Genomic DNA, 12,381 nt, shown 5'->3' on the forward strand with positions numbered 1-12,381 from the left:
TATCACAGTTTTCGACAGATGTAAATAGTCATTTTTTATGAAGCATTGAACGCAAAAAGAGAGCCACGGCTGCGGCTCCTTGTTGTCCAATGCACTTACTTGGCAGCTTCCCCTGCCGGTATCCACATGCCGCCCATCCAGGTATCGATCAAATACCATTCGTTCCATTGGGCAAGCACATGGATCTGCTGGGCGGATAACCGTCCCGCCGGGCTCGAATCCGAAGGGCTTCGATAAAACGGCGTATCTTCCGTTACGTCAGCCAGCTTGTCAGCTTCTTGAACTGGAATGGCCGCCTGCCCCAAATACACCCACTTCTCACCGGCCCAGGTGCTTACTTTTCCCCAGCTGCCTTTAGCAGCGGCGACCTGCACGGCTTGGGGTGACAGCGCCATCTGGCTGCGGACCATGCGTCCGTCCGTCAATTCATATAACGGATTGCTGGATGCCGTCAAATAAACGCGAGACTGCCCTGCTACTTCCGGCTCATCCGCCCTGACAGCGAGGGCTAAATTAATTCCTGCCGCAATTCCGTCCGTTAGCTGATTCAAATAGTTGGCATCCGATAGCCTCTCATCTTCGTCCGGATTGGTCATAAAGCCCATCTCGACAAGAACGGAGGGCACGGTGGACCAGTTGAAGCCCGTCAAATCCGAACGCGGCACAACGCCTCTGGATACCGCCCCTGTTGCAGCTACTGCCTCCCCCAGGATGATGCTTGCTGCCTCCTTGCTCTGTTCAGTTACAGCTTGCGTCCCTCTGCCTGATGCCGGGTATAGCAAAGAAATTCCCTGCGCTTTGGGGGAATTGTCTCCGTCGGCGTGGATTCGTACAGCCAAATCCGCTTGCGCTTCATTGCACTTCTGTGCCCGCTCCACATTGGAGATATCGACATCATGTGTCTCCCGAGTCATGACGACCGGGTAACCCAGCTTCTCCAGCTTGTCCTTAAGCAGCAGCGAAGCCTCCAGCGTCAGAACGTATTCCGGCTTCTTCGTCTTGATCCCCCTCGTTCCCGAGGTCACCTTCGCTTTCATTTCCTTGGAATCGGGGGCTACCTGCTCCAAAGCATTGTTGCCATACAGCTGATGCCCCGGGTCCAGACATACCACCTGTTCATTGGGCGTCTTAGCATCAGCCAATGCAGGCATCACCCAACTCCATATAAGCGTTATAGCCAGAACGATACAACCGATTTTGCCGCGAATTGCGAATGACATGCCTTCCCACCCCTATCTAATGCTCGATTTGCTTTGTATCTATCGATCCAATTACTTTTGTACCCGAATCCATCCGTCCCCCAGCCAGGTTCGAATCATTAGCCAATCCTTCCAACGCTCCAGAGCTTGCACTTCCTGCGGATTCAATTCGCCAAGCACTGCAGCATTGTCTTGACCAGGGTATTTGTACACGGTAGCCGGACTATTTAAGTGTATACGCTCTTCCGTTTTCTCGCTAGCTCCTTTAATAATAGGGGTCTGGTTCAAATGAATCCATTTCGGACCCATCCAGGTAGGGACACGGTACCAATCCCCAAGGCGTGCATCCGCCTTCACTTTCGCCTTGCCCAGCTCTCCGCCAACCGGAAACGACTCATTAGGACGATTATAGAGCTGTGCCGGTTCCAGCAGCTGCAGGTTTTCGTCGATCGTTTCTATCGGATAGCGCTCCCGCCACAGCTTGTATCCCTCGTAGGCCAGATACAGCCCGATTTCCTGATTTTCGTTCCAAATATCGGTGAAGGTCCAAAGCGGCAGCTCGGTCTCTTCCTGGTAAGGGCCCAGCTCGGCCGTAAAGCCGGGACGTCCGAACTGCGCAATAAACCAATCGGTGAAGCCTCCGCCGGAAGGGTCCTTGACCGGCTTGACCTGACTGTAGCCCGTCATAGCGCTTATGCTATCCGCCATCTTCTTGTCCCGGGCCATGTGCTCAGGCAGCGTGTTGAAGTACCAATACAGCACTTCGCCAGAGGTGTGATAGGAGAGAGCAATTTCCGGATCAATCTGGTATGTAAAATGAATCATGCTCGTCGCTTCCGCCGTTTCCGCGGGCTCAGAGCCTTTATAATTTTTGAACATCGGATAGTTAGGAGAATTGACAATACCGGTCCACATCGCAGGATACTGTCGATTAATGTCGATTCCGCTTGCGTTGGCCTTCCAGCGTTTGAAGTTATCGCTGCCGCCGTTCATGCTGAGCAGATAGTCATGATAATATTCGGGAAAAGCACCCAGCCCTTTCTGCTGGAGGGTGACGCCGTCCGGATTGACCATCGGAACGAACCAGATCGAGCAGTGATCCAGCAATTCGCGGACCACATACTGATTGTACTTCATATTATTCTCGTAGGCGTAAGCGTAGCGGTCAATCATATAAAGGATGAGGTTGGTGCCCATCCATTCCCTGGCGTGCTGAGACCCGTCAATCAGGACGGAAGCCTCTCCCTTCCCTAATTTAACCGCCTTAATGTCGCGCCCAAAATTAGTCGTCCCTATCGATCTGACTTCGATTAATCCGGGATAAGCGGCTGCCAGCTTGTCGATCTGCTCGGACATTAATTCGTATGTGTACTCCTGATAAGGGTACACTATTTCTTTGTTCGCCGGGGGCGAATCTGAAGCCGCAGCTGCAGCACCACCTATGCCGCCCAACATAAGGCTGATCCCCAGTACGGCTGCTGCCATTTTACGCATGGTGCCTGACTTTCTCTCTGTCTTCAAGCCTTCTCTCTCCTATTATCATCGACGTATGGTCTGTATTCCGTGGGAGGAATTCCCTGATCAGCAGATTCATTTTAATAGATTCATAGCGGAATTACTATAATCTGGTCGATTTTTGTCATTTGATGATTATCGTAGAGAGAAAGAGAGGGAGGGAATACGAAACGAAATAGCACCGGCCAACGTTAGTTGAAAGCCAAGACAGCATTGTCAAAATAAACGTCTGCTGTGTGCGGTCGATGCCTTAGTTCTATTTTTACTTAAGGAGAAGATGGCTGACAGGGTAGCCAAGATAACAATCAGTCCGCCAACCCAAGTGTTCATTGTTACAGAATAATAGTTTAAAATCAGTCCCCCAACGATAGAGCCTGCTGCAACTCCAATATGTAAAGACGATGTATTAAAGCTTAGCTGGATATCCGAAGATTCCGGAGCTGTCTGTATTAGGTAGCTTTGAATGGCGGGACTTGGCGCCATATTAAATGCACACCAGACGATGACGACGATGAGTAACGGAAAGATTGAACCCGTAGAATAAGGCAATAAGAATATCGCTAGCGCATGCAGCAGGAGAGTGATGATCATTGTCTTGCCGTTGCCAAGTTTATCGGAGGACCAACCTCCAATCCATCCTCCTGCTATCCCTGCTAATCCATATACAAGCAGGACAAGACTGATCATGTTTGTTGACAGCCCCATCGTCTCGTTCAAAAAAGGTGTAATGTAAGCATAGATTGTGAATTGGCCAGTCATCTGTAAGATCGAGATCAAATGAGCGGATAAGATTTTAGAATCCTTAAGCGTTCTAAGCTGATCTCGCAACGGGACTCCTGGACGCGGAGCAACCTGTGGAAGATATCGATTGACTGCCCAGGCCACGATTAAGGTAAGAGCCCCGACCAAAGCAAAAGTTGAGCGCCACCCCCAGATATCACCGATGAGTGTGCCAAGAGGGACGCCGATGACAAGGGATGCGCTTATCCCCATAAAAATAACACCGATCGCGCGGCCTCTTAATTCGGGTGCAACGATGCTTGAAGCCATAACGATAGAAAGAACAACAACAATCGAGCAGCTTGCTGCAAGTATAATTCTCGAAATAAGAAGAATTGTAAAGTTAGGGCTAACTATCGATATCATATTTCCTGCGAAAAAGACAAGCATGGCAGCAGTCAATAATTTTCTGCGCTCAACTTTAGAGGTAAGGTTGATGAGTAATGGTGAGCCAAAAGCGAATACGAGTGAATAGACAGTAATCAATTGGCCTGCGGTACCTGCAGAGACATTCAGATCTTGGGCGATCATATCAATGATTCCAGCAATGACGAGCTCGACTGTACCTACTACGAACGAGGCAATGGCCAAAATCCATATTCTTTTATCCATTTTAATCTCCTTTAATACCTCTTTAGTCGTTTCTAGTGCTATCCCCTAGGTTGCTTTCATTTTTACACAGATTCCTTTCATTCTCGTAGACTATTTGAAGCACATTATTGCCTAATCCTATCAATAGCATTGAGTTATTAGGAAAGTTGGAGTTATGATAAAAAAACAAAAAATGCTTGAAGGATGTGAGAGCAGATGGAAAAACGTGCCGAATTGTCCAATCTTATTGAAAAATTCACAGCGCAAGACGGGGTGCATTCAACGATTATTTCCTCGCTAGAATTGATTCGCAGTTCTACAACTACATTGCCCGTACTCAGGGTTCATGAGCCGGCGCTTTGTATTGTCACGCAGGGTTCAAAGGTCGTTATGCTCGAACAAGAACGTTACTCTTATGGACCTTCCAATTATTTAGTTGTATCAGTCGACTTGCCGATCTCTGCTCAAATTACAGAAGCCTCTCTTGAAAATCCGTATTTGTGCATACGTCTTAAGCTGGAGCCCATGCAAATCTTTGATATTTTAAAAGAGTCATCTTCCGAATCAATGAAAAAGAGGGAAATGCGAAGAGGCATATTCGTTACGGAAACGAACCAATCCATAATAGATGCTGTAATAAGACTCGTCCATCTGCTAGAAACACCGGAAGATGTCCCAATTCTTGGGCCGTTGATCATTCGGGAAATCTACTATAGGGTTCTGAAGGGTGAGCAAGGGGATTATCTCAGACAGATTGCACTGGATGGAAGCAACATGCAGCGTATCGTTAGAGTAATTAATCAGATCAAAAACAATTATGCTGCCCCTCTTCATATCGAAGAGTTAGCGCATTCCATTCATATGAGTCCTGCGTCGCTATTTCGCCATTTCAAAGAAGTGGCCGCAATGAGTCCTCTGCAATATCAAAAAAAGATCCGGCTTCTGGAGGCAAGGCGTCTTTTATTATCAGAAGCGATAGATGCAGCTGAGGCAGGATTTAGAGTTGGCTATGAAAGCCCTTCTCAGTTTAGCCGTGAATATAAAAGAATGTTTGGAATGCCTCCCGTCAGCGATATCAAACAATTGCAGCAATCATATGGTCCTCTATCTACTTAATTAAACCTTCGCAACTCCAAAATTCTGATGAACGGCAAAGCGCTCTTCGTACCTATTACAATAACCACAGATATCAATGGGAACGCAAAAAAGATGACTCCTGTGCAGTAAAGGAATCATCTTTTGTCAACCCGCCTAAACTTCAAGTCCTTTTTATAAATGTCCCTATCTCCCGCCCAATCCCTGACTCGCCTGCTCGATATCCTCAATAAGCACCTGCGGATGCTCCAGACCGATATACAGCCGAACGATCGAGCCTTGGACAGACCCGCGGCCCGGAACGGATCGCCCTACGGTAACCAGGCTCTCGTACCCGCCCCAGCTGACGCCGATCCGGAAATAGGCAAGCCTCCCGGCCCAAGCCTTCATTTCTTCCGGCGGCAGGGCGGTCTCGAAGGAGAACAGGCTGCTGAAGCCGCGCATCTGCCTCTTCGCCAGCTCGTGCTGCGGGTGTGACGTGAGTCCCGGGTGGTTGACCTTCCTCACGAAGGGCAGCTGTTCAAGATGCCGTGCTACCGCGATCCCATTCTGCTCCAGCTTCTCCATACGCAGAGGCAGCGTCCGCAAGCCCCGCATGGTCAAGGACGCCGAATGAGGCGTCATGATGCCTCCGAGCAGCAGATATTCGCTGCGATTGATCCGACGGAGCATGGCCTCGCTCCCGATCAGCACGCCGCCGATAATATCGCTGTGACCGCCGATATATTTGCTGATGGAATGCAGGACGAGGTCGATGCCGAATTCGAACGGATTTTGAAAGCATGGCGTCGCCCATGTATTATCGATGATCGTGACCGCTCCAATGCTGCGAGCAAGCTCTGCACAAGCGCGCAGGTCCTGGAGCCGGAACGTCTGCGTCGTCGGGCTCTCCAAATACATCACCCGCGTATTGGACCGAACCGCAGCATGAAATGCCTCTATAGACGTCCCGTCGACGAAGGTCGTCTCTACGCCATACTGCGTAAGAAATACGCTCAGCAGCTCGCGTGTTGGCCCATAGGCTTGGTCTACGCAGAGGACATGGTCGCCGGACCGGACCTGGGACAGGATCGCCGTCGAAATTGCCGCCATTCCCGATGCAAAACAGCGGGCCTTCTCTCCGCCCTGTAGAGCGGCCAAACGCCTCTCCAGCTGCTGCACGGTCGGATTATGACCTCGTGAATAAACAGGGATGTCGTCATCCCCTGCCATGGCCTGATCGAATTCCTCATAAGTGGGGAAGGTGAACAGGCTGTTCTGGTAAATGGGCATGACAACCGCACCCTGATGCTTCTCGTCATGCGGATCATGAGCAACAAGCGTGCTCGGATCGATAATACCGCGGGGTCCGTTACTCCCGTTATCCGTTCTTCCTTGCTTAGAGTCCAATGGGAATTCTCCCTTCAGATAGTTTTCACCGCTGTGGCTAACCCTTCACCGCTCCCTGCGTCAACCCTTCGACGATAAAGCGCTGGCATATCGCGAACAGAATGACCGTCGGGATGACGGACAGCACCGTTGCTGCCGACATGGAGCCCCAGTCGATATCGAACTTGGTAATGAACGAATTCATTGCGACAGGCAGCGTCTTGGAGTTTTCCTTATCAATAAACATTATGGCCATGAACAGCTCGTTCCAGTTCTGCACGAAGGCAAAAATAAACGTAGCCGATATCCCCGGCATCATAATCGGAACGATCACGCGGAACAGCGCGCTCATTCGCGAGCAGCCGTCCACCATAGCCGCCTCTTCCAGGCTTGCCGGAATGCGCTGAAAAAAGCCCCTCAGCATAATCGTACAGAACGGGACGAGCCCGACCGTATACATGAGAATCAAAGCGCCCTGCTTGTTCAACAGCCCCATCCGCGACATCATCCAATACAAGGTGCTGAAGCCGATAAACAACGGCACCATTTGCGTCACGAAAAAAGCCAGCATCAGCTGCCGGCTTCCCCGGAAGGTAAACCGGGCCAGAACATAGCCGCTCAAAATCGTCACTATCAATACGATAGCCGCCGAAGTAAGAGAAATGGCAAGACTGTTGCCGATATAGATGTGGAATTTGGATATTTTGAAGATTTGCACATAATTTTCGAAGGAAATTTGCCTTGGCCAGTACTGAAGCGGCAGCGTAAATATCTCGTTCCTGGGCTTCAGCGACGTAATGACCATCCAATATAACGGAAACACCATAAACACTAGATAGACGGCAAGAACGATGGTTTTTCCTATTTTTCCGGGTAATGACAATCGTTTGTTCATTAGAAATCACCCGCTTTTTCCGCTTTCGTCGCGAACAAATAAAAGGTCGTAAACAACACCAGAATGGCGATACAAAGGATGCCTATGGCGCTTGCTTGTCCGTAGTCTCCCGAGAAGACGATTTTATCCAGCATGTACGTCGTCAAAATATGAGTGGAGCCCGCCGGGCCGCCGTTGGTCATCCCGTAGATCAGGTCGGGGAAATTGAAAATCCATATGACGCGCAGCGCTGTCGTGGAAATAATCGTAGGCATAATATACGGAATCGTGACCTGGAACAGCTGGTGGATGCCGCTCGCCCCATCCATCTCCGCCGCTTCGTACAGCTCGGACGGCACGGATTGCAATGCTGCCAGCAGCATAATGGCGAAGAACGCCACCCCGTACCAAATGTTCGCTACGATAACGGAGAACATCGCCCATTTCGGGTCGGACAGAAATCCGATCCGCTCTGTAATCAATCCAAGCTTCAGCAAAAGGTCGTTAATGACGCCGATCTGTCCGTTAAACAGCCACCGCCATATAATGCCGATCAAGAAGCCGGATAACGCCCAGGAATAAAAAACAAACCCTTGATAAACTCCGCGTCCCGGAAAGCTTCTGCGCATCAACAGCGCCAGCATGAAGCCGATCAGAAACTGCAGGATAAGCGATATAACAACCCATAAAGCGGTATTTTTCAGGATGGTTTTGAACTGGGCATTACTCAGCACGGTTTCAAAATTTTTGAACCCGACATAATGGACATCCGTCAGGTTGAAGAGCGAATAATTTTGAAAGGCTACGCTGATGCCCTTCAGGATAGGAAAGTAGGTGAAGCCGAAGACGAGGAGCAAGGCGGGAAGCAGGCATAAGAAAATAAAGGTCTGCGTACGGTTCAGCCGAAACGGTCTGCCTCCCTCCCGTAACGGCTGCGCAATGCGTTGTTTCATCCGAGGTCCCTCCCATGATAGAGGTGACGGGCAGCACGAGGTCTGCCCGCCGGTGGATCATGCGTCTTATTTCCCCTGCTTCTTCTCGTTAATCCAGTAAGCGTCCCATTTTTTCAGAGCGTCATCGATCGACATCTGTCCGAGCAGGACCGCCTGCGCGTCCTGCTGGACGATTTTACGCCATTCGCCGAAGCCCTTGTAATCCGTCTCCGGCTTGTATGGGATGTAGTGGGCGGTATCGTTCGCCATATCGATATAAGGCTTGTAGGCGCCTTCCTTGAAATATTTATCGACGGAGGCGCTGTTATGAATCGGGATAACCCCCGCGACCTTAGTGAAGACAGCGTTTTGCTCCGGACTGGAGATGAATTCGATGAGCTTCCACGCTTCCTTAGGATGCTTGGAATAAGAGGTGACACCCCAGCCTGCGGCCCCTACCTTGTAGTGGGATGCTCCGGTCGGACCTGTCGGCATCGGTGCGGTTGCCCATGTGCCTTCCTTCAGCTTTTGCTTCACCGGATCAATCGTGTCCGGGTCCTGAATCAGCATCGCGGTAGCTCCGGACACAAAGCCCTGCACCTGCTCGGCAAACGCCCAGTTGACGGAATCCTTCGGCGAGCCTTCCTTGTACAGGCTCACGTACAGCTGCATCCCCTGCTTGGCCTCCGGCGTGCTGAATATGGTGGCCCCGCTCTTCAGGAACATCGCATCATCCGTATTGACGTTCTTTCCGTTGTAATCGCGCAGCAGATCAACAATATAGCCGTCCGCGCCGGACCCTCCACGGAACGAATAGCCGAAGCGATTGTTCGCCGGATCGGTCAACGCCTTGGCCGCTTTATTCAAGTCGTCCCACGTTTTCGGGGGGGTCAGACCCTTTTGATCAAACCAGTCTTTTCGGTAAAACAGCATTTTTTGATATAGTCCATAGGGTATGTAATAGGGCTTCTGGTCAATGTAGTTTGCCATGGCTAGTGAGTTGGCGTTGAGGTCTTTGTAGCTGCTCCAAGAGGAGGTATAAGAGGTTAAATCGGCAATCCATTTGTTGGTGACGAACTGCTTCACGGTGACGTCCCGTACTTCCAGTACGTCGAGATCTTCTTTGGCGGCAAGCATCGTGGAGATTTTGTTATCTGCGCTTTCTAGTGGAGGTGAGATGAGTTCGACCTTGATGTTGGGGTTTGCAGATTCGAAGCTGGCGATCATTTTCTTGATGACATCCGTTCGAGCCGGACTGGTCAAGCTTTCAATCATCTTCAATGTGACGGTTCCGGAGCCTCCGCCCCCATCCGTCGATCCCTTCGTTTCGCCGCTGGAGCACCCGCTTAGGGCCCCGGCCGCCAATACTGGAATCAGTGAAACGGCTAACCATCGTTTTGTCCCCTTCACAACAACCAACCTCCACTGGTTTATTTGCTTTTGCTATACAAGACTTGAGTCTAATATAGTCCCCCGCTGAATTGTTACGGAAGCACTTTCCCATGAGATGACCTGTATACCTGTCAGATAGCAAGCTTGCAGCTCGTTACCTCAGGCTTCAGAGATGTTGAGGTTTCCAAATGATCATATTCCAGTCTCCATTAACCTATCCACCTGTATGATAGGTTAAGGACAGCTAATTAACCAAATCATAATATGGGGGTGGGACGAAGTCAATAGCATTTTGTTATGTTTCCTAACTCGTTTTTATGCATTGGAAGCGATTTATCGAATTATGCAGAATAATGATGTAACTTAAGATAACATGTATTATACACCGCGGATCGACCGTTCCATGCTGTCCATCAGTTTATGAAGCTCCTCACATGCTTTTGTCGGATTCCGTTCAACAATAGCGTCGAATAAAGTCTTGTGGAACGGAAAGCTGTCGTTGAATATTTCCTGCCGTCCCAGGGGCGCATTCCAGAACACCGAGAACAGCTCCCATACGGACTCGACCAGACTTTGCAAAATGGGATTGCCCGCAGCCTTATAAATCGCCTGGTGAAACTTCATATCTGCCGCCGAGCTTCCCGGCCCTTCCGTCACTTCGATTTCGTACAAGTAATCCTGCATTTCCTCGATTTGCTCTTGCGTCGCGCGCTGAGCCGCCAGCTGGACTGCAAGCACCTCTAACGCCCGGCGTACCTCCATCAGCTGCAGCAAAGCGGATTTCTCGTCCTCGATTTGAATTTTGGCGGACATTTGGTAATGGGCGGTATCCTTCACGTAGATTCCTTTGCCGTTCACCACCTCGACCACATCGGTCGCTTCCAGATAACGGAGCGCTTCCCGCAGTGAAGAGCGTCCGACTCCCAAAAGCTTCATGATGGCTTCAGCCGAAGGAAGCTTGTCTCCCTGCTTCAAGCCCCGCTCCCTGATGAACGTTTTGAGCTCATCGGCAACCATCTCATGCATCCTGAGCTTGTTTATTTTTTTCATGCGTCGTCTCTCCCTTTCCTCCACCCATGGACAGCAGCATTTTAGATCATTATAGCAATTATGGTTAGGAAAAGAAGCCGCTGTTACGTTATTTTGTGACTAACGCAAATTAGCCGCACCTTTTTATCCCCTCCCTAATACGATGAATTAGGCAACCAAGACATTAGCCTAGAAAGGTGTGTCGGTAATGAAAGGGACTATCCTACACTTTTTTGCAGGCGGCAATACGGCCCGCGGCTTCTCGAGTCTATTTGACTCCTCATTGCAAGGACTAGACCGGATTTATATTCTAAAAGGAGGACCGGGAACCGGGAAGTCGAGCTTGATTCGCTTCATCGGCGATCACCTGGTTCATAACGGGCACGACATTCACCTGATCCACTGTGCTTCGGACAGCGATTCCCTGGATGGGCTGATCGTACCTAGACTCAAAATCGGCATTGTCGATGGAACCGCCCCTCACGTTATTGAGCCTAAGCTGCCGGGTGCTGTGGAGCAGTACGTCAATCTGGGGGAAGCCTGGAATGCCGCTGAGCTGAGGGCACAACAAGAGACGATCGCGGCCTTGAACGGCCAAATCAAGCAAGCTTATGAGCGCGCTTATGCCGGATTCGCTGAAGCTCTGAGGATTCATGATGAGTGGGAAGCGGTGTATATTGATACGATGGATTTTGCCGCAGCCGATGAGCTGACAGAGGAATATAAGGATATTTTATTCGGTGACCGTAAGCTGGAGAAGGAAAGCCGTGTCGATCACCGGTTTCTGGGAGCCGCTACCCCAGCAGGAGCCGTCGACTTCGTCCCTAATTTGACGGAAGGGCTGCCACGACGCTTTTTCCTCAAGGGACGTCCTGGCTCCGGCAAATCCACTATGCTGAAAAAGCTCGCGGCTGCAGCCATCGACCGCGGCTTCGACATTGAAATCTATCATTGCGGCTTCGATCCGAACAGCCTAGACATGATCATTGTCCGCGAGCTTGGTTTCGCTGTTTTTGACAGCACGGCTCCGCATGAATATTTCCCTGACCGCGCCGGGGACGATATCATCGATATGTATCTCCGCTGCATCAAGCCGGGGACGGATGAAGCTAACGCCGAAGTGCTGGGCAGCATCAAACAGCGGTATACCGCTCAAATGAAGCAGTCCACGCAGCATTTGGCTGAAGCCAAAGCTCTTCATGACGAGCTGGAGCGGATCTATGTGCAGGCTATGGATTTCCGGGTTGTGAACCGCATTCGCGAGCGGATCTTGCAGGAGATTTCCGAGTTTACGGTTTTGAGCGATTAACGGTCAAATAGGGAAGCTGTCTAGAAGCTTCCCTGGTTGTTGAAAGACCTATCATACGAAAAAGTGCGAAAGGTGATAGGTGGGGTACCAAGCAAATTTTTCGGATTTCAGGCTTTAACACACAAGGAAGCTGCCATGAAGCTTCCCTTCTTTTTTCTCAATGAATGAACAAGCTCAAAAATAAAACGATAAGCAAGCCGACCACCGAGTTCGTCAGCTCAAGCAAGCCCCATGTCTTGAACGTATCCTTAATCGATAAATTGAAATATTCCTTGAACAGCCAAAACGCGGCATCGT

General features: G+C 50.2%; 11 protein-coding genes. 2 read left to right on the plus strand and 9 right to left on the minus strand.

The window, feature by feature from the left end; all coding sequences use genetic code 11:
- Nucleotides 1-95: 95 nt before the first annotated feature.
- The 3 genes from B1728_RS28235 to B1728_RS28245 all read right to left on the minus strand — a co-directional run bounded on the left by B1728_RS28235 (nt 96) and on the right by B1728_RS28245 (nt 4,106).
- Nucleotides 96-1,220, minus strand: a complete 1,125-nt coding sequence (locus B1728_RS28235; protein ID WP_079913765.1) for an N-acetylmuramoyl-L-alanine amidase — start codon at nt 1,218-1,220, stop codon at nt 96-98.
- Between the two features lie 51 nt (nt 1,221-1,271).
- The gene (locus B1728_RS28240) at nt 1,272-2,720 is read right to left on the minus strand and encodes a M14 family zinc carboxypeptidase (protein ID WP_256865544.1); all 1,449 of its coding nucleotides are present in this window, start codon (nt 2,718-2,720) and stop codon (nt 1,272-1,274) included.
- A gap of 210 nt (nt 2,721-2,930) precedes the next feature.
- Nucleotides 2,931-4,106, minus strand: coding sequence for an MFS transporter (locus B1728_RS28245; RefSeq protein ID WP_144028035.1), 1,176 nt, complete (start codon nt 4,104-4,106; stop codon nt 2,931-2,933).
- Between the two features lie 195 nt (nt 4,107-4,301).
- On the opposite strand from B1728_RS28245, the gene B1728_RS28250 reads away from it, so the two are divergent.
- A complete protein-coding gene (locus B1728_RS28250) occupies nt 4,302-5,201 on the plus strand; it encodes an AraC family transcriptional regulator (RefSeq protein ID WP_079913766.1) in 900 nt (299 codons plus the stop codon).
- A 165-nt stretch (nt 5,202-5,366) separates the two neighbouring features.
- Here the strand turns inward: B1728_RS28250 and B1728_RS28255 are convergent, their stop codons facing one another.
- From B1728_RS28255 to B1728_RS28275, 5 genes are all read right to left on the minus strand, one after another.
- Entirely contained in the window at nt 5,367-6,569 is a 1,203-nt protein-coding gene (locus B1728_RS28255) for a trans-sulfuration enzyme family protein (RefSeq protein WP_079913767.1), read from the minus strand.
- A gap of 37 nt (nt 6,570-6,606) precedes the next feature.
- Nucleotides 6,607-7,443: a carbohydrate ABC transporter permease gene (locus B1728_RS28260; protein WP_079913768.1), complete on the minus strand. Its 837-nt coding sequence runs from the start codon at nt 7,441-7,443 to the stop codon at nt 6,607-6,609.
- Nucleotides 7,443-8,375: a carbohydrate ABC transporter permease gene (locus B1728_RS28265; protein WP_079913769.1), complete on the minus strand. Its 933-nt coding sequence runs from the start codon at nt 8,373-8,375 to the stop codon at nt 7,443-7,445. Before B1728_RS28265 ends, B1728_RS28260 begins: the two co-directional genes overlap by 1 nt.
- Nucleotides 8,376-8,441: 66 nt before the next feature.
- Nucleotides 8,442-9,764 carry an ABC transporter substrate-binding protein gene (locus B1728_RS28270; protein WP_079913770.1) on the minus strand — a complete coding sequence of 441 codons (1,323 nt, stop codon included), beginning with the start codon at nt 9,762-9,764 and terminating at the stop codon, nt 8,442-8,444.
- A 360-nt stretch (nt 9,765-10,124) separates the two neighbouring features.
- Complete coding sequence (locus B1728_RS28275; protein ID WP_079913771.1) at nt 10,125-10,796, minus strand: FadR/GntR family transcriptional regulator; 672 nt, start codon at nt 10,794-10,796, stop codon at nt 10,125-10,127.
- Between the two features lie 187 nt (nt 10,797-10,983).
- Between B1728_RS28275 and B1728_RS28280 the strand changes: the two genes are divergently transcribed.
- Nucleotides 10,984-12,084: a PRK06851 family protein gene (locus tag B1728_RS28280; protein ID WP_079913772.1), complete on the plus strand. Its 1,101-nt coding sequence runs from the start codon at nt 10,984-10,986 to the stop codon at nt 12,082-12,084.
- Between the two features lie 157 nt (nt 12,085-12,241).
- On the opposite strand, the gene B1728_RS28285 is transcribed toward B1728_RS28280, so the two are convergent.
- A partial coding sequence (locus B1728_RS28285; protein WP_483310998.1) for a GntT/GntP/DsdX family permease occupies nt 12,242-12,381 on the minus strand: 140 nt, incomplete at its 5' end.

Source organism: Paenibacillus sp. 32352 (genome assembly GCF_002042965.1).
GTDB classification, from domain to species: Bacteria; Bacillota; Bacilli; order Paenibacillales; family NBRC-103111; genus Paenibacillus_S; species Paenibacillus_S vulneris.

Excerpts from the sequence above, each read along its gene's own strand:
- B1728_RS28235 (WP_079913765.1), bottom strand. The coding sequence starts at position 1,220 with ATGTCATTCGCAATTCGCGGCAAAATCGGTTGTATCGTTCTGGCTATA.
- B1728_RS28245 (WP_144028035.1), bottom strand. The coding sequence starts at position 4,106 with ATGGATAAAAGAATATGGATTTTGGCCATTGCCTCGTTCGTAGTAGGT.
- B1728_RS28250 (WP_079913766.1), top strand. The coding sequence starts at position 4,302 with ATGGAAAAACGTGCCGAATTGTCCAATCTTATTGAAAAATTCACAGCG.
- B1728_RS28260 (WP_079913768.1), bottom strand. The coding sequence starts at position 7,443 with ATGAACAAACGATTGTCATTACCCGGAAAAATAGGAAAAACCATCGTT.
- B1728_RS28265 (WP_079913769.1), bottom strand. The coding sequence starts at position 8,375 with ATGAAACAACGCATTGCGCAGCCGTTACGGGAGGGAGGCAGACCGTTT.
- B1728_RS28275 (WP_079913771.1), bottom strand. The coding sequence starts at position 10,796 with ATGAAAAAAATAAACAAGCTCAGGATGCATGAGATGGTTGCCGATGAG.
- B1728_RS28280 (WP_079913772.1), top strand. The coding sequence starts at position 10,984 with ATGAAAGGGACTATCCTACACTTTTTTGCAGGCGGCAATACGGCCCGC.